Origin of the sequence: Salinibacterium sp. NG22, assembly GCF_015864925.1 — a bacterium.
In the GTDB taxonomy this organism is placed as follows: domain Bacteria; phylum Actinomycetota; class Actinomycetes; order Actinomycetales; family Microbacteriaceae; genus Rhodoglobus.
Genome location: NZ_JADYWG010000001.1, coordinates 1,052,328 through 1,078,848, shown reverse-complemented (window position 1 = coordinate 1,078,848; position 26,521 = coordinate 1,052,328). Strand labels below are relative to the sequence as shown.

General features: G+C 60.8%; 28 protein-coding genes. 20 read left to right on the top strand and 8 right to left on the bottom strand.

The genetic code is table 11. The features are described from left to right. Nucleotides 1-31: 31 nt before the first annotated feature. From I6E81_RS14610 to I6E81_RS05285, 3 genes are all read right to left on the bottom strand, one after another. Nucleotides 32-970 (bottom strand): NUDIX domain-containing protein, encoded by a 939-nt coding sequence (locus tag I6E81_RS14610; protein ID WP_197106321.1) that lies wholly within the window; start codon nt 968-970, stop codon nt 32-34. Continuing rightward, nucleotides 967-3,147 (bottom strand): RNA degradosome polyphosphate kinase, encoded by a 2,181-nt coding sequence (locus tag I6E81_RS05290; RefSeq protein WP_197106320.1) that lies wholly within the window; start codon nt 3,145-3,147, stop codon nt 967-969. Before I6E81_RS05290 ends, I6E81_RS14610 begins: the two co-directional genes overlap by 4 nt. 74 nt (nt 3,148-3,221) lie before the next feature. Beyond that, nucleotides 3,222-3,953 (bottom strand): response regulator transcription factor, encoded by a 732-nt coding sequence (locus tag I6E81_RS05285; RefSeq protein ID WP_197106319.1) that lies wholly within the window; start codon nt 3,951-3,953, stop codon nt 3,222-3,224. Between the two features lie 95 nt (nt 3,954-4,048). Between I6E81_RS05285 and I6E81_RS05280 the strand changes: the two genes are divergently transcribed. The 4 genes from I6E81_RS05280 (at nt 4,049) to I6E81_RS05265 (ending at nt 6,965) form a co-directional block, all read left to right on the top strand. Further along, nucleotides 4,049-4,303, top strand: coding sequence for a hypothetical protein (locus tag I6E81_RS05280; protein WP_197106318.1), 255 nt, complete (start codon nt 4,049-4,051; stop codon nt 4,301-4,303). Between the two features lie 156 nt (nt 4,304-4,459). After that, nucleotides 4,460-5,056: an FABP family protein gene (locus I6E81_RS05275; RefSeq protein WP_197106317.1), complete on the top strand. Its 597-nt coding sequence runs from the start codon at nt 4,460-4,462 to the stop codon at nt 5,054-5,056. Beyond that, a complete protein-coding gene (locus I6E81_RS05270) occupies nt 5,046-6,119 on the top strand; it encodes a folate-binding protein YgfZ (RefSeq protein ID WP_197106316.1) in 1,074 nt (357 codons plus the stop codon). The genes I6E81_RS05275 and I6E81_RS05270 overlap by 11 nt, the downstream gene beginning before the upstream one ends. 102 nt (nt 6,120-6,221) lie before the next feature. Next, nucleotides 6,222-6,965: a phosphoglyceromutase gene (locus I6E81_RS05265; protein ID WP_197106315.1), complete on the top strand. Its 744-nt coding sequence runs from the start codon at nt 6,222-6,224 to the stop codon at nt 6,963-6,965. A gap of 80 nt (nt 6,966-7,045) precedes the next feature. Here I6E81_RS05265 and phoU read toward each other — a convergent pair whose 3' ends face one another. Continuing rightward, nucleotides 7,046-7,699, bottom strand: a complete 654-nt coding sequence (gene phoU, locus I6E81_RS05260; protein ID WP_197106314.1) for a phosphate signaling complex protein PhoU — start codon at nt 7,697-7,699, stop codon at nt 7,046-7,048. Between the two features lie 167 nt (nt 7,700-7,866). Between phoU and I6E81_RS05255 the strand changes: the two genes are divergently transcribed. After that, a complete protein-coding gene (locus I6E81_RS05255; protein WP_197106313.1) occupies nt 7,867-9,021 on the top strand; it encodes a cell wall metabolism sensor histidine kinase WalK in 1,155 nt (384 codons plus the stop codon). Then, on the top strand, nt 9,018-9,698 hold the full coding sequence (locus I6E81_RS05250) for a response regulator transcription factor (RefSeq protein ID WP_197106312.1): 681 nt from the start codon (nt 9,018-9,020) through the stop codon (nt 9,696-9,698). Before I6E81_RS05255 ends, I6E81_RS05250 begins: the two co-directional genes overlap by 4 nt. 92 nt (nt 9,699-9,790) lie before the next feature. Here the strand turns inward: I6E81_RS05250 and I6E81_RS05245 are convergent, their stop codons facing one another. Continuing rightward, nucleotides 9,791-10,300: a hypothetical protein gene (locus I6E81_RS05245; RefSeq protein WP_197106311.1), complete on the bottom strand. Its 510-nt coding sequence runs from the start codon at nt 10,298-10,300 to the stop codon at nt 9,791-9,793. 101 nt (nt 10,301-10,401) lie between these two features. On the opposite strand from I6E81_RS05245, the gene I6E81_RS05240 reads away from it, so the two are divergent. From I6E81_RS05240 to I6E81_RS05190, 11 genes are all read left to right on the top strand, one after another. After that, the gene (locus I6E81_RS05240; protein ID WP_129072070.1) at nt 10,402-10,884 is read left to right on the top strand and encodes a CarD family transcriptional regulator; all 483 of its coding nucleotides are present in this window, start codon (nt 10,402-10,404) and stop codon (nt 10,882-10,884) included. A gap of 110 nt (nt 10,885-10,994) precedes the next feature. Beyond that, a complete protein-coding gene (gene ispD, locus I6E81_RS05235) occupies nt 10,995-12,200 on the top strand; it encodes a 2-C-methyl-D-erythritol 4-phosphate cytidylyltransferase (RefSeq protein ID WP_197106310.1) in 1,206 nt (401 codons plus the stop codon). A 318-nt stretch (nt 12,201-12,518) separates the two neighbouring features. Continuing rightward, entirely contained in the window at nt 12,519-13,226 is a 708-nt protein-coding gene (locus I6E81_RS05230) for a PTS glucitol/sorbitol transporter subunit IIC (protein ID WP_197106309.1), read from the top strand. A gap of 2 nt (nt 13,227-13,228) precedes the next feature. Then, the gene (locus I6E81_RS05225) at nt 13,229-14,284 is read left to right on the top strand and encodes a PTS glucitol/sorbitol transporter subunit IIB (RefSeq protein WP_197106308.1); all 1,056 of its coding nucleotides are present in this window, start codon (nt 13,229-13,231) and stop codon (nt 14,282-14,284) included. Nucleotides 14,285-14,329: 45 nt separating this feature from the next. Further along, nucleotides 14,330-14,704 (top strand): PTS glucitol/sorbitol transporter subunit IIA, encoded by a 375-nt coding sequence (locus tag I6E81_RS05220; RefSeq protein WP_197106307.1) that lies wholly within the window; start codon nt 14,330-14,332, stop codon nt 14,702-14,704. Nucleotide 14,705: 1 nt separating this feature from the next. Beyond that, complete coding sequence (locus tag I6E81_RS05215) at nt 14,706-15,107, top strand: transcriptional regulator GutM (RefSeq protein WP_197106306.1); 402 nt, start codon at nt 14,706-14,708, stop codon at nt 15,105-15,107. A 128-nt stretch (nt 15,108-15,235) separates the two neighbouring features. After that, nucleotides 15,236-16,561 (top strand): NAD(P)H-dependent oxidoreductase, encoded by a 1,326-nt coding sequence (locus I6E81_RS05210; RefSeq protein WP_197106305.1) that lies wholly within the window; start codon nt 15,236-15,238, stop codon nt 16,559-16,561. Between the two features lie 14 nt (nt 16,562-16,575). Then, nucleotides 16,576-17,550 carry a thiamine pyrophosphate-dependent dehydrogenase E1 component subunit alpha gene (locus I6E81_RS05205; protein WP_197106304.1) on the top strand — a complete coding sequence of 325 codons (975 nt, stop codon included), beginning with the start codon at nt 16,576-16,578 and terminating at the stop codon, nt 17,548-17,550. Nucleotides 17,551-17,555: 5 nt separating this feature from the next. Then, nucleotides 17,556-18,593, top strand: coding sequence for an alpha-ketoacid dehydrogenase subunit beta (locus I6E81_RS05200; protein WP_231599651.1), 1,038 nt, complete (start codon nt 17,556-17,558; stop codon nt 18,591-18,593). Between the two features lies 1 nt (nt 18,594). After that, complete coding sequence (locus I6E81_RS05195; RefSeq protein ID WP_306790139.1) at nt 18,595-19,908, top strand: dihydrolipoamide acetyltransferase family protein; 1,314 nt, start codon at nt 18,595-18,597, stop codon at nt 19,906-19,908. Nucleotides 19,909-19,984: 76 nt separating this feature from the next. After that, on the top strand, nt 19,985-20,242 hold the full coding sequence (locus I6E81_RS05190; RefSeq protein ID WP_197106302.1) for an HPr family phosphocarrier protein: 258 nt from the start codon (nt 19,985-19,987) through the stop codon (nt 20,240-20,242). A 158-nt stretch (nt 20,243-20,400) separates the two neighbouring features. On the opposite strand, the gene I6E81_RS05185 is transcribed toward I6E81_RS05190, so the two are convergent. Further along, a complete protein-coding gene (locus I6E81_RS05185) occupies nt 20,401-21,837 on the bottom strand; it encodes a PTS galactitol transporter subunit IIC (RefSeq protein ID WP_197106301.1) in 1,437 nt (478 codons plus the stop codon). 103 nt (nt 21,838-21,940) lie between these two features. Then, nucleotides 21,941-22,222 (bottom strand): PTS sugar transporter subunit IIB, encoded by a 282-nt coding sequence (locus I6E81_RS05180; protein WP_197106300.1) that lies wholly within the window; start codon nt 22,220-22,222, stop codon nt 21,941-21,943. A 156-nt stretch (nt 22,223-22,378) separates the two neighbouring features. On the opposite strand from I6E81_RS05180, the gene I6E81_RS05175 reads away from it, so the two are divergent. Continuing rightward, on the top strand, nt 22,379-22,900 hold the full coding sequence (locus I6E81_RS05175) for a PTS sugar transporter subunit IIA (protein ID WP_197106299.1): 522 nt from the start codon (nt 22,379-22,381) through the stop codon (nt 22,898-22,900). Between the two features lie 24 nt (nt 22,901-22,924). Here the strand turns inward: I6E81_RS05175 and I6E81_RS05170 are convergent, their stop codons facing one another. Then, the gene (locus tag I6E81_RS05170) at nt 22,925-23,851 is read right to left on the bottom strand and encodes a sugar-binding transcriptional regulator (RefSeq protein WP_197106298.1); all 927 of its coding nucleotides are present in this window, start codon (nt 23,849-23,851) and stop codon (nt 22,925-22,927) included. Between the two features lie 287 nt (nt 23,852-24,138). Here I6E81_RS05170 and I6E81_RS05165 point away from each other — a divergent pair, with 287 nt between their 5' ends. Both I6E81_RS05165 and cysS read left to right on the top strand, forming a co-directional pair. Next, nucleotides 24,139-24,999, top strand: coding sequence for a 3-hydroxyacyl-CoA dehydrogenase (locus I6E81_RS05165; RefSeq protein ID WP_197106297.1), 861 nt, complete (start codon nt 24,139-24,141; stop codon nt 24,997-24,999). 86 nt (nt 25,000-25,085) lie between these two features. Beyond that, nucleotides 25,086-26,516, top strand: coding sequence for a cysteine--tRNA ligase (cysS, locus tag I6E81_RS05160; protein ID WP_197106296.1), 1,431 nt, complete (start codon nt 25,086-25,088; stop codon nt 26,514-26,516). Nucleotides 26,517-26,521: the final 5 nt, after the last annotated feature.

Here is a 26,521-nt window from a genome sequence, read left to right as displayed (position 1 = left end):
CTTGATGGCCTGCAGGGTGGGCAGGCTTGACTTAGGACTCGTGGGTCTCCACCGCTACGAGGCGCGGTTTTTTGGCATCGCGGGCGAAGTGCAGCACCGAAAAATCACCGGTATTGAGCAGGGCCGCTGCGCGCAACTGGGAGTCGGGCTTTGCCTGGGCGGCTTCGGCGAGCGCCCCCACGATCTGTGGCAATACGGGCCCGTGACTACACATCACGGCCGTCTGCTGCTTCTTGAGTCGCTTGGCGACGAGGGCGGTCACCGCTTTGCCGTTGCTCGCGTAGGCGTCTTGGCTCAGATCATCGGTCGCTTTGATTTCGAGTTCGGTGCGTTGCGCGAGCGGGGTGATTGTGGCGAGGCAGCGCGCTGCGGTGCTGCTCAGGATGCGGTTGGGGGCGAAAGCAGCAATGCTCCCGGCGATGGCGGCAGCCTGGTCTGTTCCGCGGTGCATGAGCGGGCGGGTGGCATCCGGTCCGTCCCAGGTTTCCCCGGGAACGGCTTTGCCGTGGCGAACGGCGATCATCGCAAAGGTGCGCGCGTTACCGGCGTCGTAGACGGCCGCGAAGCGATCGAGAATGTCAATGTCGTGCGTGTAGCTGACCTTTTTGCGTGCTTTTGCCAGCGATAACCATTCGAGCGAGGAGATTTCGCCGTTGGGGGTGAACTTGGCGCGCTCAAGAATGTGGTCGTTCACTTCGGCAGCCCAGTAGTGCACATACTTGTCGCGGCCGTTAGCGAGTGTGTAGTGCACGTCGCCGAGTGGCACCCCGAGATCGACGGTTAACCCGGTCTCTTCGAAGATCTCGCGCACAGCGGTCTCCGGCAGCATCTCACCAGGGTCGAGCTTGCCCTTGGGCAGCGAGACGTCCTTGTGAACGGTGCGATGCACGAGCAGCACTCGCGGTTTGCCGTCGACAACGCGCCAGCAGACTATGCCTGCGGCGAGGACCGGAGTGTTCGCGGCGCTCACCGGCGAGACCCTCCTCGTTTGCGCTGCGTTATTCGCTTCATAAGAACATTCTGCATGTCATTGAGGGGTTCACCGGTCTCTGAACGGCCGTGGCGCACCCAATCGCCTGCCGCATCGAGCCACCACGAGGAGGTCTCTTCGTCGACGGCGAGGTCGAACATGTACTCGAGTTCAGCGATGTCGTCGGGTTCGACGATGCGCACAAGGGCTTCAACGCGACGGTCGAGGTTGCGGTGCATCATGTCAGAACTGCCGATGTACACCTGAGGGTCTCCGCTGTTGTGGAACGCAAATACTCGCGAGTGCTCCAAGTAGCGACCGAGGACCGAGCGCACCCGAATGTTTTCGCTGAGGCCGGGAACTCCCGCCCGCAGGGAACAAATCCCGCGCACCACGATGTCGATCGGAACGCCAGCATTGCTCGCCCGGTAGAGCGCGTCAATGATCGCCTCATCCACCATCGAGTTCAATTTGATACGGATGCCTGATGGCAGGCCTTCGCGAGCGTTGGCGGCTTCGTTCTCAATCTGCTTGATGAGGCCCTTGCGCAGATGGCGCGGAGCCACCAGAAGCCGCTTGAACTTCTTTTCGATCGCGTACCCCGAGAGCTCGTTGAAGAGTCTCGTGAGGTCTTTTCCGACTTGATCGTCGGCCGTGAGCAGCCCCAGGTCTTCATAGAGGCGGCTGGTCTTCGGGTTGTAGTTTCCCGTGCCGATGTGGGCGTAGTGACGAAGCTTGCCCTCTTCTTGGCGCACCACGAGCGCTAGCTTGCAGTGGGTTTTGAGGCCGACGAGTCCGTACACGACGTGCACTCCGGCTTTCTCGAGCTTGCGAGCCCACGAGATGTTCGCGGTCTCGTCGAAGCGGGCCTTGATCTCGACAAGTGCCAGAACTGCTTTCCCGGCCTCAGCGGCGTCAATGAGTGCCTCGACGATGGGGCTGTCACCACTCGTGCGATACAGCGTCTGCTTGATGGCCAGCACGTTGGGGTCAGCGGCGGCCTGCTCGAGGAACGCCTGAACACTCGTGGAGAACGACTCATAGGGGTGGTGCAGCAGGATGTCTTTGCGTGCGATCGCTCGGAAGATATCCGCCCGCTCATTGCCCTCGGTCGGCATGAGGCTGCGACTCGTGATCGGCACGTGGCGCGGATACTTCAGCTTGGGTCGGTCGATGCCGGCGAGCTGAAAGAGTCCGCTGAGATTCAGTGGTGCCGGAAGGCGATAGACCTCTTGCTCGGTGATCTTGAGCTCGCGAACGAGCAAGCCGAGCGTGACGTCATCCATGTCGTCGGTGATTTCGAGCCGGATGGGCGGCCCAAAGCGACGGTTGAGAATCTGCTTCTCGAGCGACTTGATGAGGTTCTCCGACTCATCTTCGTCAACGTTGACATCTTCGTTGCGGGTAACGCGAAACTCGTGGTGCGCCAGAATCTCCATACCGGGGAACAGGGCGCCCAGGTGATTGGAGATCAGATCTTCGAGCGGGATGTAGCGCAGCTGGTCGCTGCCATCATCCGGCAATTGGATGAAGCGCGGCAGAACGCTCGGCACTTTCAGGCGCGCGAACTCTTCTTTTTGGGTCTTCGGGTTACGCACTCGAATCGACAGGTTGAGCGAGAGCCCCGAAATGTAGGGGAACGGATGCGCGGGGTCGACGGCTAGCGGCATCAGCACGGGAAAAATCTGATTGGAGAAGATGTCGTGAACGCGCTCGCGGTCTTCCGGCCCGAGATCGGCCCACGTTTCGATATGGATGCCCTCGGAATCCAGTGCAGGCTTCACACTGTTGCGAAACTCGGCAGCGTGGCGCTCTTGCAGGGCGTGGGCGGCAGCACTCAGTTCTTCGAGAACCTCTGCCGGCGCCCGGCCGGTGTTGCTTGGCACGGCAAGCCCGGTGTCGATACGGCGCTTGAGGCCAGCAACGCGCACCATGAAAAACTCATCGAGGTTGCTCGCAAAGATGGCCAAGAAGTTGGCGCGTTCGAGCAGGGGCAGAGACTCGTCTTCGGCTAGTTCGAGCACGCGCTGGTTGAAGGCTAGCCAGCTCAATTCCCGATCAAGGTAGCGATCGTAAATCAGTGTTCCATCATCAACACTCGACGACTCGTCATTGTCGTACTCGTCAAGCGAGTCCGTTGCAGAGCTCGGGTCGACGATCGCGGTCTCGTTGTCCATCCCCTCATCCTGCCACTGAGTGATGAACAACTGATTAACTCCGCCCACACTGGGAGGCAGTTGATAGCGCTTTGCTAGACAGCGATACTTTGCTGATCGAGGTCGGCGGTGGAGCTAGTAACTACATCTACGGCGGGGGCTTTTTCTGTCTCTTCCGCGATATTGAAGCAGTAACCAACGTTGCGTACGGTGCCGATGAGCGATTCGAGATCCCCGAGCTTGGCGCGCAAGCGACGCACGTGCACGTCTACCGTGCGGGTTCCACCGAAGTAGTCGTAACCCCAGACTTCGCTCAAGAGCTGCTCACGCGTGAAAACATGCGAGGGGTGTGAGGCCAAGAAGCGCAGCAATTCGAACTCTTTGAAGGTGAGGTCGAGAGAGCGGTCGCGCGCCTTCGCCGAGTAGCTGGCTTCGTCGATGACGATTCCGGATGCTCGAATCTTCGAGGCGGAACTCTCACCTTCGCGGCGGGCCAGTGCCAACCGGATGCGAGCATCCACTTCGGCTGGTCCGGCACCTGCAACGAGGAAATCGTCGATGTGCCACTGGTGATTGACTGCCGCCAGGCCGCCGTCGGTGACAATGGCGAACAACGGAACCGCAATTCCGCTGGAATTGAGCACGTTGCACAGCCCTTTGGCTGCCGCAAGATTTGTGGTCGCGTCGACCATGATGAGGTCTGTCGTTGGGGCGGCAACAAGAGTTGCAGGCGCAGCAACGACTACCTCCACCGTATGGCTGAGCAATCCCAGGGCTGGGAGCGGTTCAACGTCGGGCGCAGAGCTAAGCATCAAGATGTGTGCCATATGGCCTCCCCACTGCGTGAAAGAAATTCTAGCGCGTGCTCGCGCTCTCCCTTGACGGGGCCCGGCTTCGCCCATTCGTCGATACGATGGGGAGCATGACTTGGCAAAAGTGGAGCGTCGTGCCCGTATGGGCATTAAGTCTTATCGGTGCCGTCATTATTGGTGTCTTCGAGGCACCGGAGCTGCGGGTGACGTGGCTGGCGATCGTGCTGGCGGCCTGCGTCATTCTTACTTTCGTTATCCAGTTGATAATTCACCGCAAAGAGGGATTCGTGGCGCGAGCCACCGCCAGCATGGTTGGCGCGCTTGTCATCGTCGCGGCCGCTACCGCGATTTTCGCTCTGATTTAGTGCGGTTCGGCTGCACAGGGATAGGATTAGTACATGCTTCTCGCACTTGAGCTCTTCTTCGTCGGCCTTCTCGGTCTCGCGACGCTGTCAATCGGCTACGTGTCGGTTGTCGTTGTCTACAACCTCTTTCGCGGCCAGCGCTAACCGCGCCGCATCGTGATTGAGCTAGACACCTCCGGCCCCGCTGAACTCGCGCCACTTTCGTGGCTCGTTGGACTGTGGGAAGGCACTGGCATCGTCGACTATAAGTTCGGCGAAGAGTCACGCAGCGTCGAATTTGGGCAGCGCATCAGCTTCACTCACGACGGTCTTCCGCACCTCAACTACAACTCGTACACGTGGTTGCTTGACGACAAGCAAACTCCGCACGTCACCGAAACCGGGTACTGGCGACTTCGCCGTCCCGCCACCGAGGGAGACCCCGGTCCCGGCCTGTTGCCCGCGATCGGCGAACGCCCCTACGGCACGGCTGACGACGTCGAAACGCTGCGCACAGCCGACGGCGGCTTCGAAATCGAAGTGTCGATCGTGCATCCAAGTGGCATCAACGAGTTTTATATCGGCGAAGTGAAAGGGCCACGCATCGATCTGGCTACCGACGCCGTGATGCGCACCGAAAGCGCCAAAGAGTACACGGCAGCTACTCGCATGTACGGCCTCGTGGAAGGCCACTTGCTCTGGGCGTGGGATATTGCCGCGCTCGGCCAAGATCTCCGCACGCACGCTTCAGGAAGACTCGCTCGTGTCGAATAATTCCTTTGCGGCTCGGCCCGGCGCGGTCGGAACCCCTCCCGAGCATTACGGAAACCCGTTTGGCGAGCAACGCGCTCTTGTCGAGGGGCGTTCCATTGTCGAGCTTGCCGACCGCGCAGTCATCACGATCACCGGTCCCGACCGGCTCACGTGGCTCGACTCTCTGACGACACAGTCGCTCAAGGGGCTTCAGCCCGGAGAGAGCGCCGAAACGCTGTTGTTGAACCCCAACGGTCGCGTTGAGCACGCCATGCGCCTTGTCGACGACGGCGAGACCGTCTGGTTGCTTGTCGACGGTTCGCAACGCGAGGCGCTCGCCGCCTGGTTCGATCGCATGCGCTTCATGCTGCGCGTCGAAATTGCCGACCGCAGCGACGACTTCATGACGATTGGCAGTTTCGGTACCTCGCTTGAGCTTCCCGTTGCCGTCTCGCGCGACACCGCACTTGACTGGCACGATCCGTGGGCAACTGTGACTCGTGGCGGGCACCAGTACTCCACAACTGATGCGCACCCGGCTGCCACCTGGAACTACCGTGAATCACTCGTCGCAGCCGACGCCGACCTCAGCGGTTTCGCCGCCGCAGGATCGCTCGCCGTCGACGCACTCCGCATTGCTGCCTGGCGCCCGGGCTACAGCTCCGAAGTCGACGACCGTACTATCCCGCACGAACTCGACTGGATGCGCTCCGCCGTGCACCTCAACAAGGGGTGCTACCGCGGGCAAGAGACAGTGGCCAAGGTGCACAACCTTGGGCACCCGCCTCGTCGCCTTGTGATGCTGCACCTCGACGGCTCTGAGGGCGCACTGCCCGAACCGGGTGCCGAAGTGAAACTGGGCGAAAAGACTGTCGGCAGCGTCACCGCTTCCGCACGACACTTTGAGCTGGGACCCATCGCTCTCGCCGTGATCAAACGGGGAGTGAATGCCGCGGAGACTCTGGCTGTTGCCTCCGACATCGGTGAGATCGCCGCAGCGCAAGAAGTGATCGTTCCGCCTGACGCGGGTGCCGAAGCCAACGTGCCGCGCCTGCCTCGGCTCGGAGCCGTCACTCGCGGCTAGCACCATCCATTCGCTGTCCACAGTCCAGGCGACTCTGAACGTTCATTGCGAGTGACCTGTCATGGATGCACGTAACGTCGCTGTTCTCGGTACTCTTGAGGTATGACTCACACCCTGATTTTGTTGCGCCACGGCAACTCCGAATGGAACCAAAAGAACCTCTTCACCGGATGGGTGGATGTCGGGCTCACCGATCAAGGCCGCACCGAAGCGAACCGCGCAGGCGAGCTCATCGCCGCGTTCGACAAGCAGCCTGACGTTCAGTACACCTCGCTGTTGAAGCGTGCGATCCACACCGCAAACATCGCGTTGCAGGTTGCTGACCTCGACTGGCTGCCCGTGAAGCGCTCATGGCGACTCAATGAACGCCACTACGGCGCTCTGCAGGGTAAAGACAAGGCGCAGACTCTCGAAGAGTTTGGCGAAGAGAAGTTCATGACCTGGCGTCGTAGCTTTGATGTACCGCCGCCCCCGCTCGACGACGATGCTGAGTACAGTCAGGTTCACGACCGCCGCTACGTCGGCATCGACGGTGAGATCCCTCGCACCGAGAGCCTCAAGCTCGTGATCGACCGCATGTTGCCCTACTGGGAGTCGGACATCACCAAGGACCTCGCCGCAGGCAAGACCGTGCTCGTCACCGCCCACGGCAACTCGCTGCGCGCGCTCGTAAAGCACCTCGATGGCATCTCGGATGACGACATCGCGAGCCTCAACATCCCGACCGGTATCCCGTTGGTGTACGAACTCGACGACAACTTCATGCCGATCAAGCCGGCCTACTACCTCGACCCCGAAGCAGCAGCAGCCGGTGCTGCCGCTGTTGCGTCGCAGGGCAAAAAGTAGCCTTCAGCCCCACGCACGCTTAACGCACAAAGCCCCGACGAGAACGAATCTCGTCGGGGCTTTGTCGCGGAGTGACGGGGTTAGTCGTCTGTCGGAACCCAGTCGCCGGTAGCAAGGTACTGAACCTTCTTGGCGATGGAGACCGCGTGGTCTGCGAAGCGCTCGTGGTAGCGAGACGCCAGAGTGGCATCGACGGTATCAACCGCTGCGCCCTTCCACGTCTCACCGAGCACCTTGTCGAATACGCTCAAGTGCAGCGCGTCGATCTTGTCGTCGTCGTTGCGAATCTCTTCAGCAACGCGCACGTCTTCATGCTTGAGCAGCTCGACCAGCTTGTTGGCGACCGCGACATCGAGTGCACCGAGTTCTGCGAAGGTTCCTCGCAGCGACTTCGGCACAACCTTGTCGGGGAAGCGGTAACGCGCAAGCTGAGCAATGTGCTCAGCCATGTCACCCATGCGCTCGAGTGAAGCGCTGATGCGCAGGGCGCTCACTACAATCCTCAAGTCGCGGGCGACTGGTTGTTGACGAGCGAGGATATTGATCGCAAGCTCATCGAGTTCGGCTGCCGCCGCATCAATCTGGTCGTCGTCTGCGATCACTGTTTCTGCCAGTGATACATCCGACTCATTAAATGCTTTTGTGGCGTTGTCGATCGACACCGCCACCAGGCTGGCAATTTCCACGAGGCGATCTTGCACCTCGCGTAGTTCTTGTTGAAATACTTCGCGCACGCTATCTACGTCCCTTCGATACGGGCATGACGAAGCCCGCACGGCTTAGGCCACCCTGCCCGCGTCAGGTTAACAGCAGGTGTTGGCGGCCTGAACTTTATCTGAAGTGAGCCCCCGTCGCGAACTTGCGGCAAGTGAACGCCTCAGATGTAACTAACCTAGTGGCTATGGACTCTGCGTGGCTCGTGCCGGCCGCCCTCGCTTTCGGGGTATTTCTTGGCAGCGGTATGTCCTTCATCATTTATGCGGCCGCTAAACGCGGTCAGCGGGCTGCCCACGTGGTGTCTTCTGCGGTGCCGGATGGCGTCGATCAGGTCATTGATGCGCTCGAATCCGCGGGTATCGTGCTCGATCCGTCGAACAACATCATGAAGGCGTCTAATGCGGCGCTGACCTACGGTCTCGTCTGGAATCACGCGCTCGTTCATCCCGAGCTTGTGGAGTTCGTCGACCAGGTTCGCCGCACTGGGGTGCCCATTGCGCAAGAAGTTCACGTTTCTCGTGGCCCCTTCGGCGACGCGAACATTTATCTTTTCGTTCGTGTTGCTCGCTTGGGCACGCGATACGTTTTACTGTTGGCCGAAGATCGCACCGAGTCGTACCGACTGGACGAGGTACGGCGCGACTTCGTCGCCAACATCAGCCACGAGCTGAAGACCCCGATCGGCGCTGTTGGATTGCTGGCGGAAGCGCTCGTGAGCGCTTCTGATGAACCGGATCAAGTGAAGCGATTCGCAAAACGGCTCACCAAGGAGTCGCATCGTCTCGCTCGCATCACGCAAGAGATCATCGAACTTTCACGACTGCAGTCTGCGGACGGGCTTGCCAAGGCGGCTCCTGTCGACATCGACACCGTCGTGTCAATCGCGATCGATCAGAACCGTGCGGTGGCGGAGTTCAACAAGGTCACGCTCGTGAGTGGCGGGCTGACCGGGTTCGAGACGTTCGGCGATGAAACCCTCCTTGTGCTCGCCCTCGACAACCTCATCTCTAACGCCGTGCAGTACTCGCCCGAGAACACTCGAGTCGGCATTGGGGTAAGGCACCGTGACGGTGCCGTCGAAATTTCCGTCACTGACCAGGGCGTCGGAATTCCGGAAGAGGAACTCGACCGTGTCTTCGAACGCTTCTATCGCAGTGACCCCGCCCGCAGCAGGCACACGGGCGGTAGTGGGCTTGGCCTCAGCATCGCTAAACACGTTGTGCAGAACCACGGTGGCGACATCCGTGTGTGGTCGCAGCTTGGCCACGGTTCAACTTTCACGATTCGACTACCCGAGATCGATCCCGACGTAATCAACGCAACAGGAGAAAAACAATGACTCGCATTTTGATCGTCGAGGACGAACCGTCGTTGAGCGAGCCCCTTGCGTTTCTTCTTGAGCGCGAAGGCTACGAAACAACCATCGCCGAAGATGGACTTGCCGGCCTCGCGGAATTCGACCGCAATGGTGCCGATCTGATCCTGCTCGACCTCATGTTGCCTGGACTTGCCGGCACTGAGGTTTGTCGCGAGATTCGCACGCGTTCCAGCGTTCCGATCATCATGCTCACGGCCAAAGACAGCGAAGTGGATATCGTGGTCGGTCTCGAGCTGGGAGCGGACGACTACGTAACGAAGCCGTATTCGAGCCGCGAGCTCTTGGCCCGCATCCGTGCCGTTTCTCGCCGTCGTGCGGAAGACATCGACGACACCGATTCGGTTCTTGAAGCCGGGGGAGTTCGCATGGATGTCGAGCGCCACACGGTGTCGGTGGATGGCAAGGATGTCACTATGCCCCTGAAGGAATTTGAACTGCTCGAGCTCTTGTTGCGCAACGGCGGTCGCGTACTGACGCGCGGCCAGTTGATCGATCGAGTGTGGGGTGCTGATTACTTCGGCGACACGAAGACGCTTGATGTGCACATTAAGCGCATCCGCTCGAAGATCGAGAAGACGCCGTCTCAGCCGACGATGCTCGTGACGGTTCGCGGTCTCGGGTACCGCTTCGAAGACTAGAGATCAGCGGGGGTGCATGCCGGACTCGCTGAGCCGGTGTGCACCGCTAGGCGCCCCTCTGTGTCGCTGGGGCGAACGAACGCTAGTGTGGGCTATTCGCCGAGCGCGCTTGCCGGAGCGAGGTCGCTGTAGATCGGGTTGTCGCCGGAGATGACCGGAACGAGAAGTTCTTGGCCGCCCTCGTCGCCGAACTGCATGTAGATCGGGAAAAGCGCGCCAGCCTTGACGCCGGCATCGGTGATGACGATCGTGTCGCCGTCTACCTCGGTGCCGTAGGTCTTGACTGCGTTGGAGGTGATCGGCTTCGAGATGTCGATGCGCTCACCGTCGGCCGATTCGTACTGAAGGCGCAGGCTGCCGCTCGTGGTGGTCGTGTTGACGACCGTGATCATGAGGCTTACAGCGCTGTTGTCGTCGTTGCTGATGGCAAGAACGTTGCGCACCTTGACGTCGCCAACCTCGGCTCCGATGCCGTCGCTGGGGTCATAGTGGTTCAATGTCGCCGTAGGCGTGATGAACGAACAACCGGCGGTGCCCACTAGGAGAGCGCCGGCAATAAGGGCGGAGGCTGCAGCGCGTGCTGCGCGAGTGCGTACTGTCACAGATCCATACTATAGATAGCCGAGCCGAGGGGTTTACTTAGGCAAGCCTTACCATGTGTTTACTGTGATAAACTGGGTTTTCTTCGAGAGGACCACTATTCATGTTGTTTGAGGTCGGCGAGACAGTCGTTTATCCCCACCACGGTGCTGCAACCATCACCGAGGTTAAGAAGCGCACCATCAAGGGTGAAGAGAAAGTTTATCTAAAGCTCAATGTAACCCAGGGTGATCTCACCATCGAAGTGCCTGCAGAGAATGTTGATCTCGTGGGTGTTCGCGACGTTATCGGTCGCGAGGGACTCGACGCAGTATTCGAAGTGCTCCGCGCGCCGTTTACTGAAGAGCCCACCAACTGGTCGCGCCGCTATAAGGCCAACCTGGAGAAGCTTGCTTCTGGCGATGTCATCAAGGTTTCCGAAGTTGTTCGCGACCTGTGGCGCCGTGACCAAGACCGCGGGCTTTCAGCCGGCGAGAAGCGCATGCTTGCCAAGGCACGTCAGATTCTTATCTCCGAGCTCGCTCTTGCTGAGAAGACTGACGAAGACAAGGCATCGCTGGTTCTCGACGAGGTTCTGGCTTCCTAAGCCTCGAATAGCTGGCCGTATTCACAGGTGAGCATGGGTAGGCTGATTCGCTACGTCTTTCTGGCGGAGGAGTATTTCCTCGCCCATCGATTTGGAGATACCCGCCCCCTATGACTCAACAGAATGCTCCGCGCATTGCAGTAATCCTGCTCGGCGCCGGAAACGGTACCCGCCTCGGCCGCAACGAGCCAAAAGCTTTCGTTCATCTCGCTGGCCGTCCGACCCTGAGCCGTGCTCTTGAATCCGTGTTCGCCATGGTCGATCCGATTCAAGTCATCATCACGGTGCCTAAGTCGTACGCTCCCATCGCCAAGCAGCTTGCGCGCTCGGTTCCGGGCGGTCGCGACCACGAGCCAACGATTATTGTCGGTGGCGCTACTCGCCAAGAGTCCGTGGCAGCCGCGCTCGACTTCCTCGAGCCCAGCGTCGATGTTGTTCTCGTGCACGATGCCGCGCGCCCGTTGACCCCGAGCGTTGTCTTCGACTCTGTTGCTGCTGAAGTTCGCAGCTCCGGCGCTGGCGTTGTTCCCGGCCTGCCGGTTGCTGACACCATCAAGCGCACGGATGACAGCGGCCTGATTGTTGAGACCGTTGATCGCTCGGTGCTCATGGCCGTCCAGACCCCACAGGGCTTTCCCCGCGACCAGCTCGTCGCGTCGCACGCCGCTGCTCAAGAAGAGCACACCGATGATTCAGCGCTGGTAGCCGCCGCCGGGTATCCCGTCTCGATCATTGCTGGCGACCCTCTCGCGTTCAAGATCACCACGGCGTGGGAGCTTCGTCGCGCCGAACAGCTGTTCACCGAATCCGCGGCCACCGGCATCCGGGTCGGCACGGGCACCGATGTGCACGCCTACGACGAGACCAAGCCGCTCTGGCTTGCGGGTCTTCACTGGCCAGACGAGGTCGGCCTTCGCGGTCACAGCGATGGTGACGTCGTTGCACACGCAATCTGCGACGCAATGTTGTCCGCAGCAAAGCTCGGTGACCTCGGCAGCGTCTTCGGCACGAGCGATCCCAAATTCGAAGACGCTCACGGTGATGTGTTCCTGCGTGAAACTCTCTTCCTCCTTCGGGATGCGGGTTTCGAGGTCGGCAACGTTTCCGTTCAGCTCATTGGCAATCACCCGATGGTGTCGCGCCGCCGCGTTGAGGCAGAGGAGTTCCTCAGTGGAATCCTTGGTGCTTCGGTGAGTATCGCTGGCACGACATCCGATGCTCTCGGCTTTACGGGCCGCGGCGAAGGAATGGCGGCGATCGCTACAGCGCTCGTGCACGTGCGCACCGTCGCCGAAGCGGCACACAGCAAGGGCTAGCTTCCCGCATCACCCCTGGCGCTGGACTCTTTCTGGGTCACGTCGCTTTGTCGTCGTTTTTCGAGCCTCGTTGCGCGAGTTCTAGCGGTATGGGGCGCACTGTCGCGCCCTCGGACAGAATCTGAGCGGTATTTTTTTTCGGTTCTGCCTTGGTTCATTGCTTGTCGGACTGCTATACCTGTTATTACACGACTGTGAGCCCAATGCTCACATATGTGCAAATGCAGTACCAGGGTCGATGGGGACACGCACCTCACGTCTACGCCGCCGGCCCTGACAGGCGCCGACAACGAAGTTGCGGCTGGAGAAAGGTGTGAGATGCAATCTGTTCTGGACACGATAATCTGGGCGGCTGATTCGCCGCCAGTGCCGGCCAGCGACAACCCGTTCATTCAGGCCCTTACGTGGGGTGCAACGCACTTCATCGGCCTCTTCAACGCTTCGGGCGAAGCCCTTGTCGGTTTGGCTACCGGCATCCTGCCGACACTGATCGTGCTCCTCACGTTCATGTACGCGATCACCACCTGGGTGGGCGAAGCGCGCATGACTCGTGCGGTGCAGTGGTCAGCTCGTTGGGCCATCACTCGCTACACGCTCATGCCCATCATCGCGGTCATTGTGTTGACCAACCCGATGGCGTACTCCTTCGGCATCTATCTACCCGAACGACAGAAGCCGGCGTTCTACGACTCAGCAGTATCGTTTGTGCACCCCGTAACGGCCTTCTTCCCGCACGCTAACGCTGGCGAGATCTTCGTCTGGGCTGGTGTCTCGGCTGGAGTGCTCTCCATCGCTCCTGAAAAGTACCCGCTGCTCGCGCTGCTGTACTTCGGAACCGGCATCGTCGTCATCTTCATTCGTGGCATCGTCACCGAATGGATCACGAACCTGCTCATCCGTCGTCAGGGTCTGACCGCCGTCTTCGACGAGTACGACCGCGAATTTGCTTTGGCCAGTGAACGCTTCATCGAGGCAAAGTCGACCAAGAAAACCGGATCCTCGGTTGCCACTGAAGGGACGGTGTGATCATGACTGAGAACACCTACAACAAAGTATTCGTCAAGCCCGGCAACGGCGGCTGGGGCAAGGGTCTCCTGCTCGAGCCCAGCGAGACCAAGAACGTCGTTCTCTCGGTTACCGGTGGCGGAATCCACCCGGTTGCCGCTCGCATCGCTGAACTGACTGGCGCAGAAGCTGTGGATGGCTTCACCAACAGCATTCCCGAAGAGCGCGTTGTCGCTGTCGTGATCAACTGTGGTGGAACCGCTCGCATCGGCGTTTACCCCAAGAAGCGCATGATGACAGTGGATGTCTTCCCGGGGGAGCCATCGGGCCCCCTCGCGAAGTACATCACCGACGATGTCTTCGTCTCCGCAGTAGGAACCGAAGATGTTGAACTGGCCGGAGGCTCAGCAGCGTTCGCAACTCACGCTGCTGAAGCGGCTGCAGCATCCGAAGCCGCAATTGGCAGCCCCGCACCGTCGGGAGCGTTCGGTACAAGCAACGTGACGCACTTCACGGCCGAGACCACAACCGGTGGCGGTTTCATCGGATTCTTCTCGAACATCGCTACACGCTTTGGTTCGGTCATCGGAAACATCATCAACACGCTCCTGTCGTCTGGTCGCCAGACAGTTCAGCTCGTGCTGCAGACGATCCTCCCGTTCATGGCGTACGTGAGCCTCTTGATCGGTTTCGTCACCTACTCGGGACTGTCGGACCTCATTGCGCAGGCAGTGACTCCGCTGGCCTCGAACCCGATCGGCCTCATCCTCCTTGGGGTGATCACGGGACTACCGTTCCTGTCGCCCATCCTGGGACCGGGTGCGGCTATCGCTCAGGTCGTCGGTGTACTCATGGGTACACAGATCGCCGCTGGCGCTCTGCCCGTGCAGTACGCACTGCCGACGCTGTTCGCCATCAACGGTCAGGTTGGTTGTGACTTCGTTCCCGTGGGTCTTGCCCTCGGAGAAGCCAAGCCGGAGACGGTCGCAGTGGGCGTTCCCGCTGTACTCTTCTCTCGCCTGATCACATCGCCGCTGGCAGTCTTGATCGCGTGGGGCGCAAGCTTCGCACTGATCTAACCAGCACAACCACCACACGTAACAGCAGAGAAAAGCGAGACAGCAATGACTACCTACTACCGCAGCGAGGTCACGTCCATCGGAACGGACGCCACCGAAATGTTCGAAGGAGGAGTGGTGATCTTCTTCGGAGAACCCTGCCCCACCGAACTGGCTGAGGTAAGCGTGGTCCACACTGTCGCGCACCACCACCCGCAGCGCGACCCCCAGCCGGGAGACGTGCTGCGGGTGGGGGACTCTGAAGTCACCATTACGGAGGTCGGCGAAATTGCCGGACACAACCTCCGCACGCTTGGCCACTTCGTGGTCTACAGCGACCCAGAAGACAGCCAGAAAGTTCTCCCCGGCGCCATTCACGCGAAGGGCACACTCTCGTTGCCCAACGCGGGCGTCACCATTGAGCTCATCGAAGGTAGTTGACATGGACACCGGCTTCGCATTGCTGCTGATGGCAGCGCTCGTTCTGAGCGTTGTATTCAGCCTTCTTCAACAGCGCACGTACTCACGTGCAACCAAGCGCCTGGGAACCAGCTTCCTCGGCGTCAAAGACCACTTCCTCGTCTCCGGACGAGGCAAGAACTTCCTCCGGGGAGCGATCGTGCTTCTCGTCGTCGACGCATCAACGTCGCGCATCGTGGCCGCTGAGGCCATGGTGGGCAGCACCGTGATGGCGCACTTCAAGCCGCGGCCCGAGCTGATCGGTGATCTTGATACCGCCGTGCTTCGCACGAAGGAAAAGATGATGACCGCAGCCGTGGACTATGCGACCAAGCAGTACTGGGTCACGTACAAGCGCAACGTCGCAGCGGCAGCCCGCAAGTAGCGACCGTGCATGTTCGGGTGCTTAGGCATCCGGCATTGCATCGTCGTTCCTATCGGGGCATACTAAATACACATACTTGATTAACTAACGCACATAAGTGCATATAACGTGGTTTCAAAGGGGTAGTCATGGGTTACACAAACAAACTGCTTGCGCGTCAGCGTGAGGTCGGTCGTCCCGTCCGCATCGGACTCGTGGGAGCAGGCCAGATGGGCTCCGGCTTCATCGCCCAGATCGCACGTCAAAAGGGCGTCGACATCACCGCCGTCGCCGACATCGCGATCGACCGTGCCGTAAGCGCTCTCGCCAACGCCGGCATCACCGACGTCGACCAGTCGGCCGATCTTGACACTCTCGCCGCCACGATCGAAGCGGGCGGCCACGTTGTCGTCAACGACGCTCTGACGCTCCCCAAGCTCCCCATCGACATGGTTATCGAGTGCTCGGGCGTTCCCGAGATCGCCGCCAAGGTCGCGCTGGCATCGCTGCTCGGCGGCAAGGACGTCGCCCTCATGACGGTGGAAGCAGACGTCACCGTCGGTCTCCTCCTGGCTCGCATCGCAGCGCAGACCGGCAACATCTACACGGTCTGCCGCGGCGACGAGCCGGTTGAGTGCCTCAAGCTCGTCGAGTACGTCGAAGACATCGGTCTCGACGTTGTTCTCGCCGGTAAGGGCAAGAACAACCCCCTCAACGAAACCGCTACCCCCAGCAGCCTCGAAGCAGAAGCAAAAGCCAAGGGCATGAACCCGCGGATGCTGTGCAGCTTCGTCGACGGAACCAAGACGATGATCGAGATGGCTGCCCTCGCTAACGCGGCAGACCTCGAGCTCACGAAGCGTTCGATGCACGGACCGGCCGCAACAGTGCCGACCCTGCAGGACATCTTCAAGCCCATCGAAGACGGCGGAATTCTCGACCGCAGCGGTGTTGTTGACTACGCCACTGGCCCGGTTGCTCCCGGAGTGTTCGTTGTGGCCAAGGCAACCGACCCCGTTGTTCATGAGGAGCTCAGCTACCTCAAGCTCGGCGAGGGCCCCTACTTCGCGTTCTACCGCCCGTACCACCTCGCGAGCGTCGAGGCAGTGCTCTCGATTGGTGAGGTCATGATCGACCGCCAGCCGTCGCTTGCTCCGATCGCCTGGAACGCCGATGTTTCGGCCATGGCCAAGCGTGACCTCAAGGTCGGCGAGAAGATCGACGGTATCGGTGGCGAGCACGTCTACGGCGATGCTGTTCCGGCAGCCGAGGCTAAGGCCGGGCGCGAACTGCCTATCGGTCTCGCATCGGCGGGCACGCTCATTCGTGACGTTGCCCAGGGCACCGCGGTGACCTACGACGACGTACAGCTCGACGAAACAAAAACCATTGTCATCTTGCGCAAGCTGCAGGATGCCCTTCTCGCCGATGGCCAGTTGCAGGTTCCTGCACTCGCGTCGTTGCTCTCCGCCTAAGAAAGGTGACCTCTATGAACACGCAGATCGTTGCGGACCGCGAACTCGCGGCAGCCAGCCTCGCCACCATGTGGAAGATCCGCCGCTTTGAAGAAGCAGTGGAAGACCTCTACGGTCGTGGCCTCATGCACGGCACCATGCACCTCTCGATCGGTCAAGAGGCCGTGCCGACCGGTGCGTGCCTCGCCCTCAACAAGGACGACTACATCACCTCGACGCACCGTGGCCACGGTCACTGCATCGCCAAGGGCGCCGACATGGAGCGCATGATGGCCGAACTCCTCGCCAAGGAAACCGGCTACTGCCGCGGACGTGGCGGCTCGATGCACATTGCGGATACCGAAACCGGAAACCTCGGCGCTAACGGCATCGTTGCCGGTGGAATCCCGATCGCGACCGGCGCAGCGCTGTCGGCCAAGATGCGCGGCACCAAGCAGGTTGCTGTGAGCTTCCACGGTGACGGTGCGATGGGTGAAGGTGCCTGGCACGAGGGTGTTGTGCTCGCGGCCATGTGGCAGCTTCCCGTGGTGTTCCTGTGCGAAAACAACCTCTACGGAATGTCGATGTCGTCGGAGAAGGCCTTCAATCTCGACCAGCTTTCTGACCGCGCAAAGGGCTACGGCATCCCCGGAGTCACCGTCGACGGTAACGATGTTCAGGCTGTCTACGATGCCACGAAGGAAGCGGTTGACCGCGCGCGTGCCGGCGGCGGACCGACCTTCATCGAAGCGAAGACGTACCGCTGGCGCGGACACTCGAAGTCAGATAAGAACCTGTACCGCACGCGCGACGAGATCGATGAGTGGCGCGGCAAGGACCCGATCCCGCACTTCGAAGCTCTGGCTCTCGCCGCCGGTGGCCTCACGCAGGCTGACATCGACGCTGTGCGCGACAACGTGCGCACCGAGCTGCGCAGTGCCGTTCAGCGCGCCAACGCTGCGCCGGACGCCACTGCTGACGATCTTCTTTCCGCCGTCTACGCAAGGTAACAACGATGACTATTGAGACGACCGCGGCCCAGCCCGCAGCGGCCCCCGCAACGGCCGAGACAGTGACAATGACCTACTCTGAGGCCATTCGCGACGCTATGCGCATCGCCATGGCTAAGGACCCCGCCGTCTTCATCATGGGTGAAGACGTCGGAACCTACGGTGGCGCCTTCGGAGTGACCGGCGAGCTGATCAACGAGATCGGCCCCGACCGCATCCGCGACACCACCATCAGCGAGCTCGGCATCATGGGTGCCGGTGTCGGTGCAGCGATGACGGGCATGCGCCCGATCGTGGAGATCCAGTTCTCTGACTTCACAGCTCAGGCCATGGACCAGATCGCGAACCAGGCAGCGAAGATCCACTTCATGCTCGGCGGCGCGGTGAGCGTGCCGATGGTTATTCGCGCTCCCGGCGGTTCGGGAACGGGTGCTGCCGCGCAGCACTCGCAGAGCCTCGAAGCGTGGTTCGTGCACATTCCTGGACTCAAAGTTGTCATGCCAGCCACGGCGGATGACGCCAAGGGCCTGCTGCTGTCGGCCATCGACGACCCCAACCCGGTCATGGTTATCGAGCACAAGCTGCTCTACAAGACCTCGGGAGAGGTGCGCACGGGAGACATCCGCACTCCGCTCGGTGTCGCTGCTGTTCCTCGCGAGGGCAAGGATCTCACGATCATCGCCACCGGTGTCGAGGTGAGCCGCGCGCTCGAGGCTGCCGAGATTCTCGCCGCCGACGGTATCGAAGCAACCGTGGTCGACCCGCGCACACTCAAGCCGCTCGACAGCGACACCATCCTGCGCACCGTCAAGGCCACCGGTCGTGTCCTGCTCGTTCAAGAGGCTGTGCGTACACTCGGCTTCATGTCCGAAGTATCTGCGATCATCTCCGAGTCGGATGCCTTCGGCTACCTTCGTGCGCCGATCAAGCGTCTTGCTGGCCTCGACATTCCCATCCCGTACGCACCCAAGCTCGAACGTGCTTCGGTTCCTCAGGTTGAAGATATCGTCGCGGCAGCCACTGATCTCGTTCGGAAGTGGTGACATGTCTGAGCTGCCACTGACAATGCCCAAAATGTCCATGACCATGGAAGAGGGCACGATGGTCGCGTGGCTCAAGCAGGAAGGTGACTCGGTTCGATCCGGGGAACCGATCTGTGAGGTCGCGACCGACAAGGTCGACATGGAAGTGGAGTCGCCATTTGATGGTGTGCTCGCTCGCATCATTGCGCAGCCCGATGACGTCTACGCGGTAGGCGACACGATCGCGTTCATCACAACCGAAGCTGATGACCTGCTCGGCGGACTCTTCGATGAGCCCGTTGTTGAGGCTCCGGCTGCGGTCGCGGCTGACGCGGCGCTGCCCGTTGCTGCGCCTGCGCCGATCGCTACCGGCTGGATCCCTGCCGTTCCGGCCGCCCGCAGTGCAGCAGAGACCGCAGGCATCGACCTCGCTACCGTGACGCCGACTGGCCCAGATAACACCGTGCGAGTCGCGGATGTCGAAGCGGCTACCGCAGCACCCGCTGCGCCAGTTGCGGCGCCGGTCGCGCCAGCTGCTCCCGTTGCCCCTGCGGTCGTTCCGACCGCCGCAGCGCCCGTCGCTCCCGCTGCCGTCCCGACCCCAGCGGCTCCGACTGCGGCTCCGGCTGTGGCCGCCGCGCCCGCTGCTGCCGCAGCCCCCGCTCCCGCGGTGGACCCGGTAGAAGCTCGCCGTCTGCGCACCCGCAAGCAAGTTGCCAAGGTGATGTCGGCATCCGCTCTCGTTCCGCAGTTCACTGCCTACGTTGATCTCGATTTGTCAGCTTTGGCTGCCGTGCGCAAAACCACGCTCGGCGGCGCAAGCTGGACCGCACTCTTTGTGCGGGCTCAAGCAATCGCTCTGGCCGAGAACGCTGCGCTCAATGGCACCTGGACTGATGGGGGAGTTGCTGCCAACGAGCACATCGGAATCGCGCTCGCGATTGACTCACCATCGGGGCTCATCGCGCCGGTGCTGACGAACTCGCACGAGGGAACGCTCGCTGAACTGGTAGCCGAAATCGCCACCGTCGTAGACGAGACGCGTAACGGCACACTGCCGCCAGCGCGCCTCGGCGGCGGAACAAGCGTATTCTCGAACCTGGGTGGATTCGGCGTGGAATCGTTCAACGCACTACTGACACCACCGCAGTCGACGGCTCTGTCGTCGGGGGCCGTCAAGCCACGCATGCGCGTGTTCGCTGATGGAACCTTCGGTGTTCGTTTGAGCTGCACGATCGGCCTCACCGTCGATCACCGTGTAGCTGACGGTGCGGATGCCGCGCGCATGCTCGCGACCATCACTAACCTCGTCGCGACCCCGGAGCGTTTGCTCTAGAGCCGCAACCCGCTCGCGGGTTCCACCCCAGCGCTCCGTACGGGCGCTGTCCACCACGTTTCGAAATAGGTACACCATGTCAGAACGCACAGCCACAATCGTTTCGCCGTCCGGACTTCATGCCCGCCCCGCTGCACTGTTCACGCAGGCCGTCAGCAAGAGCGGTTTCAAGATCACCGTCGCTAAGGGTGAGAAGGCTGTCAACGCAGCCAGCATCCTCGCGGTGATCTCGCTCGGCGTTGCTCAGGGGGAAACCGTCACGATCGCTTCGGACGATGAGGGCGCTGACAGCGTTCTCGACCAGCTCGCAGAGCTGCTCGCCACCGTCGAATAACTCGCACTGCAGAAGGCCCGCACCAGCATGGTGCGGGCCTTCTGTGCGTTAAGCGCCGTTCGCCGGTGGGCGATTCTCCTTCAGTGCCGTCTAGTGCGCGCACAAAAGCCCCGCTCCTTCCTGGGGGAGCGGGGCTTTCGGCGGCGAAGCCAGGCCGGTTAGGCCTTGGCTGCTTCTTCGTCGGATGCTGCAACAGCATCCGCTTCGACCTGAGCACGAACGATGTCGCGCTTCTTTTCGAGGCGGCTCACCCAGTAGGCGAATCCGAGGGAGAGAACGGCGAGGACCGCGATGGTCCAGCCGCCGAGGTTTGCTACTCCGAAGAACAGACCGGTCAGAGGGTTAGCTCCGTCGACGAGCGACGAGATGAGCTGTGATCCCTGGTTGTCGCTGAAGCCGGACGCTTCGGCGATGGCCGTGAACTGTGGTGCCGTTGCGGTGGCGATGAACAGACCGATCGCAATAACGATGGCGCCACCGATGACGGAGCGCACGATGTTGCCGCGGAAGATCGGAACCATCATGGCCACGATGAACGGCAGGGTCGCAAGGTCGACGAGCGGCAGCACCTGGTTGCCCAGGGGAGCAAGCGCAATAGCGATCAACACGGTAACCGGCACGAGCACGAGCGACGTGGCGAGCACAGCGGGCTGTCCTACTGCGATCGCGGTGTCGAGACCGATGTAGAACTTGCGGCCGGGGAAACGCTTCTGCACGAACTCGCGAGCGGAGTCGGAGACGGGGATGAGGCCTTCCATCAGGATCGACACCATGCGCGGCAGTAGCAGCAGAACGGCAGCGAGGCTGATCGCGAGAACGAGAATAGCGATCGAGTCTTCACGCGGGTCGTCGAAGCCGAAGCCAGCGAGCCCGATGATGATTCCGAGCACGAGACCGAGGATCATCGATTCGCCGAAGACACCGAAACGCTTCTCGATGGACTGCGGGTCGGCCTTCAGGTTGCGGAAGCCGGGGATGCGGTCGAAGATCCAGTTGAAGGGGATCGCGAACAGAATGTACGGCGCGCTGGTGCCGTGCGGGAACGAGATGTCGGGGAAGTTGAAGTACTTCTGAATCAGCGGCGCAGAGAGGTCGGCGAGGGCCAGAACGATCACCATGTGCACGGCGGCGGCGGCGATACCGATCCAGAAGTTGTCGGTGACGGCACCGACGAGAGCGCCGACGAGGGCGAAGTGCCAGAAGTTCCAGAGGTCAATGTTGAACGTGCGGGTAAGGCCTGACCACAGCAGCAGCATGTTGACGAGGATGCCGACAGGGATAATCACCGCCCCGATGGTTGATCCGAAGGCGATGGCGGCGCTCGCGGGCCAGCCAACGTCGAGAACGGTGAGGTTCACGCCGAGGTTCACGGCGAGAGCCTGCGCGGCGGGACCAACGGTGCCGGCCATGAGACCGATGACGAGGTTGATTCCGATGAAGCCGATACCGATGAGGACACCGGCGCGGAGGGCTTGGCTAAACTTTTGGCCAAGAATCATGCCGAAGATGGTGATGAGGATCGGCAGGGTGACCGCGGCACCGAGTGCCGTGAGATAGCTGGTGATATTCGTCAGAATATCTTCAATGATGTTCAACGTTGAACGTCCATTTCTCTGTCTGAAGTGAGTGGTGTGGGTGCGCTAGAGCGCGCTGTAATGCACCGCAATGGTTAACTGCGGTGCACGACGTAGGGGTGAATTAGGCGAACTGCTTCTCGATTTCGGCATACACCTTGTCGAGGCCCATTCCGGTAAGGAACGGGAGTCCGGCGATAACGGGGATTCCGACCGAGTCGGGCACTTGGGTAGTGGCGACGATGAAGTCTGCAGCGAGGTCGCCGCGCAGAGTGTCGGTTACTTTGCCTTGCGAGATTGTGGCGTCGAGGCCCTTGGAGGCGCAGAAATCCTTAATCTTGGTTGCAACCACGGTGGATGTTGCTACTCCGGTGCCGCAGATCACGAGGATGCGTTTTGAGGCCAATTTCGATACTCCAATGTATTCGCGAAGGACTGTTGTGACACAATTATGCACGTTTGATGTACAAATGTGTACAAGTGGTTCTTGTTTTGACTATGACAGTCACCAAGAGCCCGACAGGCACGAGACTTAACCACCGCCAATGAAGGATGAGGGTTCATGAGCGACACGACCAACGCAGCTGCGGCAGACACCAACCACGACGGCGCGACCGCGACCGTAGTGCCCCGCGCCGACCTCAGTTTTGTGGGGCTGCGGGCGAATTCGAGTGCGGAAGTTCTCACGGCTTTCGCGACCCAGGCACTCGCCGTCGGAGCCGTGCATCCCACCTATGAGGTGGCACTTCTCGAACGCGAAAGCGCGTACCCCACCGGGCTGCCGACCGTCATCCCTGTCGCGATCCCGCACGCGGATGTCGAGCATGCCATCGAATCAGGCCTCGGGATTGCGATGCTGGCAGAGCCAGTTCACTTCGGCGAGATGGGCGGAGCCGACTCCACTGTCGCAGCCAGAGTGGCGGTGCTTATTTTGGTCACCGAGCCGCACGCGCAAACGGAGATGCTCACGCAACTCATCGCCGTGTTCCAACTCGATGGCTGGCACGAGGCTCTGAGCGCCGCCACGACTCCCGAGGAACTCGCCTCAGCGTTCGCGGGCCTGCTGGCCTCAACGGGCCAGTAACCGCCGGCCTTGCGCCGGCCTGGCCTAGATCTGGTTGAGGAGCGCGAGCGCGAGTTCCGAGTCGACAACTAGCACGTCAAAGAGCCCACCCTTCAGCGCAGCATGGGTGCCCTCTAGTTTCTGTGCTCCGGCGGCAACGCCTACGACGGTGGGAATGTTGCCGAGCTCGTCAAGGTCGATCGCGATAACGCGGTCATTGACGACAGACTCGACCAGTTTTCCGTCGCGGTCGAAGAAGCGCGTGCAGCAGTCACCGACGGCTCCGGATGCCGCGAACTCGCTGCGTTCTGTCTTGCTCAGGTTCATCGACTCGATGATGGCCCCGGAAGCTCCGACACCGACGTTACCGACACCGACAATGGCGATCTTGGCGCGCCGTGATGCGTTCAGAACGCCCGTGATGGAGGGCTCGCGCAGAAATGCTTCGCGGGATTCGCGGGATTCGACGACGGCGGGCGCGTAAAGGCGGCGGTGCTGCGCTCCCAGTTTGGTGGCGAGCAAGCGCACGAGAACGTTGCCGTCGCGAGCGGAATCGACGATGGAAAGCCCACCGACGAGAGGCAAGACTTCGATGTTCTCGTGGGAGGCGTCATCCGGAATCTCGTCGACGACGGCCTGAACGCTCGAACCCCAGGAGAGTGCCACGCCGCCATCGCGGGGCAGATTGTCGATGAGCCACTGGGCGCCGAGTGCGCCAACGCGGGAAAGTTGATTGTCGGCACCGGTGCTGGGGGCTACGCGGCACTCGCGCAGTCCGTAGCGGGCGACGAGCTGGGCTTCGAGGTCTTGAGCGCGACCGAAAGGATCGTTGATGCGGATCTCGACGATGCCGTTCTTGCGGGCGTCAGCGAGAACGCGCGAGACGTTCGATCGCGAGACGCCAATCTCTTGGGCGACTTCGGCTTGTGATTTGCCCTCGAGGTAATAGAGAGTGGCTGCCTTCACAAGCATGGCCTGATTGCGTGGACTGGGTATCGGTCCATTCCTCTCTCATGCTTCGTTGCTGATTTGCACTGATTCTACTTCGGTCTTCACACCCGTGCGCGTGATTTGCAGGGTTCTGCTAGCTAGGAGTGTGGAAGGCGTGCCGGCCAACGCGCTAGTTTCCACAGGAAACATCCGAATTTTGTGCGGGCCAAACCCGGCTGGCTCACTTCTGGGGCACAGCCAAGGTTCAGGCGATCGGGAGTAAATTGGGAGGATCGGATCAGGTTACAAACCGAAGAGAAGAGAACACAATGACAAACATTCAGCGTGTAACGGTTCTAGGCACTGGAGTGCTCGGATCGCAGATCGCCTACCAAACCGCGTTCAGTGGATTTGAGGTCGTGGCATACGACATCAACGACGAGGTGCTCGAGAAGGCTCGCACTCGTTTCGACGGACTCGCAAAAACGTACGTTGAAGACAGCGTCGCTGGCGCGGCAGACGGCAAGGCACAAGAAGCTCTCGGACGCGTACGATTCTCGTCCGACCTCGCCGACGCCGTTAAGGATGCTGACCTCGTCATCGAGGCCATCCCCGAGATTTTGGACCTCAAGAAGACCACGTACGCCGAGCTGGGAAAACTCGCTCCCGAACACACGATTTTCGCCACGAACTCGTCGACACTGTTGCCGAGCGACATGAAGGACTCCACTGGTCGTCCTGACAAGTTCTTGGCGCTGCACTTTGCCAACCAGATCTGGAAGTTCAACACTGCCGAGATCATGGGCACGAGCGACACCGATCCCGCAGTCTTCACTGCAGTGGTCGAATTCGCTTCGTCCATCGGAATGGTTCCCATTCCGATCCATAAGGAGAAGGCCGGCTACGTTCTCAACTCCTTGCTCGTTCCGTTCCTTAACGCTGCGGCAGAGCTCGCGGCCGATGGTTACGCAGAGCCCGCTGACGTTGACAACACGTGGCGGATTGCCACCGGCGCCCCCATGGGACCGTTCCAGATCCTTGACGTTATTGGGCTCACGACTCCGTACAACATCATGTCCCACGGCGACGAGAACACGAAGCGGTTCGCCGAGTGGATGAAGGCCGAATACATCGACAAGGGCTACCTCGGTATTTCCACCGGTCGAGGCTTCTACACCTACACGAAGTAGTGCTGAGAGGCACGGGGGTGCTCACCTTCCCCCCGTGCTCTCTACCCGACCGTGTAACGTCCAGCGTTGGTCGCTAAACTTGCTTAGTGACTATTCGCCTTTATGACACTCGCAGTGCCAGCCTTCTCGACCTCGATCCCCGTGAGCCGGGCAAGGTAGGCATCTACGTCTGCGGCCCCACCGTGCAGTCATCCCCGCATATCGGCCACCTGCGTTCAGCGCTCGTGTACGACATTTGGCGTCGTTGGCTCACCTATCGGGGGCTCGATGTCACGCTCGTGCGCAACGTCACCGACATCGACGACAAGATTTTGACCCGAGCAGCGGATGCCGCAGCCGAAGGCTCGACCGAACAGTGGTGGGCCTTGGCCTACCGTGTAGAACTCGAGTTCACCGCGGGCTACAACGAGCTCGGCATTCTGCCGCCGACCTACGAACCCCGCGCCACCGGCAACATCGGTGAGATGCGCGAGTTGATCGCCACCCTTATCGAGCGTGGCCATGCTTATGCCGCAAGCGACGACTCCGGTGACGTCTACTTCGACACCCAGTCGTGGCCCTCCTACGGTGAACTCACTCGCCAAAAGCTCGACGACATGGTCGCCGCAGCCGATGCCGACCCTCGTTCCAAGCGTGACCCGCGCGACTTTGCCCTCTGGAAGGGCAGCAAGCCGACCGAGCCTGAGTCGGCGTCATGGTCATCGCCTTGGGGCAACGGGCGTCCAGGATGGCACATTGAGTGCTCTGCCATGTCTCGCCGGTATCTGGGCGGGGCCTTCGATATCCACGGTGGCGGCCTCGATCTGCGGTTCCCTCACCACGAGAACGAACTCGCTCAATCGAATGCGGCTGGCGACGAGTTCGCTCGCCACTGGGTGCACAACGGTATGGTCAACGTCAACGGCCAAAAGATGTCGAAATCACTCGGCAACTCGGTGTTCGCTCGCGACCTTTTGGACGCCGCTCGGCCCATCGTGGTGCGCTATTTATTGGGAGCGGCCCATTACCGCTCCACAATCGACTACACTGACACGTCACTTGCTGAAGCGGAAGCAGCCTTTGAACGCCTTGAGGTGTTCATTGAGCGTGCCTCGCGTCGACTGCGAGACACTCGCTTCGACGTCGCGAACACCACAGAGGTGCCCGAGGCATTCGGCGAGGCTATGGATGACGACCTCGCAGTGCCTCAGGCGCTCGCGGTCGTGCACGAGACGATTCGTTCGGGCAACGCTGCCCTCGACGACGGAGATCTTGCGGCGGTTGCCACCGCGCGGTCACACGTGATCGCTATGGCACAGGTTTTGGGTATCAACCCACTTGATCCACGATGGGGTTCTGAGCGTTCAGAGCCAGCCGTTGCTGCTTTGTCAGTACTGGTTGAACAGCTCATTGAGGATCGCAATACGGCCCGCGCAGCAAAGGATTTTGCTGCCGCAGACCGAATCCGTGATGAACTATCAGCGGCGGGCATCGCACTAGAAGATGACTCGACCGGATCGCATTGGAGCTTGCCGTGACTGAT

Bases quoted from the DNA above. Each gene is read 5' to 3' on its own strand.
- I6E81_RS05290 (WP_197106320.1), bottom strand. From the start codon at position 3,147: ATGGACAACGAGACCGCGATCGTCGACCCGAGCTCTGCAACGGACTCG.
- I6E81_RS05285 (WP_197106319.1), bottom strand. From the start codon at position 3,953: ATGGCACACATCTTGATGCTTAGCTCTGCGCCCGACGTTGAACCGCTC.
- I6E81_RS05280 (WP_197106318.1), top strand. From the start codon at position 4,049: ATGACTTGGCAAAAGTGGAGCGTCGTGCCCGTATGGGCATTAAGTCTT.
- I6E81_RS05265 (WP_197106315.1), top strand. From the start codon at position 6,222: ATGACTCACACCCTGATTTTGTTGCGCCACGGCAACTCCGAATGGAAC.
- I6E81_RS05255 (WP_197106313.1), top strand. From the start codon at position 7,867: ATGGACTCTGCGTGGCTCGTGCCGGCCGCCCTCGCTTTCGGGGTATTT.
- I6E81_RS05250 (WP_197106312.1), top strand. From the start codon at position 9,018: ATGACTCGCATTTTGATCGTCGAGGACGAACCGTCGTTGAGCGAGCCC.
- I6E81_RS05240 (WP_129072070.1), top strand. From the start codon at position 10,402: ATGTTGTTTGAGGTCGGCGAGACAGTCGTTTATCCCCACCACGGTGCT.
- ispD (WP_197106310.1), top strand. From the start codon at position 10,995: ATGACTCAACAGAATGCTCCGCGCATTGCAGTAATCCTGCTCGGCGCC.
- I6E81_RS05230 (WP_197106309.1), top strand. From the start codon at position 12,519: ATGCAATCTGTTCTGGACACGATAATCTGGGCGGCTGATTCGCCGCCA.
- I6E81_RS05225 (WP_197106308.1), top strand. From the start codon at position 13,229: ATGACTGAGAACACCTACAACAAAGTATTCGTCAAGCCCGGCAACGGC.
- I6E81_RS05220 (WP_197106307.1), top strand. From the start codon at position 14,330: ATGACTACCTACTACCGCAGCGAGGTCACGTCCATCGGAACGGACGCC.
- I6E81_RS05215 (WP_197106306.1), top strand. From the start codon at position 14,706: ATGGACACCGGCTTCGCATTGCTGCTGATGGCAGCGCTCGTTCTGAGC.
- I6E81_RS05210 (WP_197106305.1), top strand. From the start codon at position 15,236: ATGGGTTACACAAACAAACTGCTTGCGCGTCAGCGTGAGGTCGGTCGT.
- I6E81_RS05205 (WP_197106304.1), top strand. From the start codon at position 16,576: ATGAACACGCAGATCGTTGCGGACCGCGAACTCGCGGCAGCCAGCCTC.
- I6E81_RS05200 (WP_231599651.1), top strand. From the start codon at position 17,556: ATGACTATTGAGACGACCGCGGCCCAGCCCGCAGCGGCCCCCGCAACG.
- I6E81_RS05195 (WP_306790139.1), top strand. From the start codon at position 18,595: ATGTCTGAGCTGCCACTGACAATGCCCAAAATGTCCATGACCATGGAA.
- I6E81_RS05190 (WP_197106302.1), top strand. From the start codon at position 19,985: ATGTCAGAACGCACAGCCACAATCGTTTCGCCGTCCGGACTTCATGCC.
- I6E81_RS05175 (WP_197106299.1), top strand. From the start codon at position 22,379: ATGAGCGACACGACCAACGCAGCTGCGGCAGACACCAACCACGACGGC.
- I6E81_RS05170 (WP_197106298.1), bottom strand. From the start codon at position 23,851: ATGCTTGTGAAGGCAGCCACTCTCTATTACCTCGAGGGCAAATCACAA.
- I6E81_RS05165 (WP_197106297.1), top strand. From the start codon at position 24,139: ATGACAAACATTCAGCGTGTAACGGTTCTAGGCACTGGAGTGCTCGGA.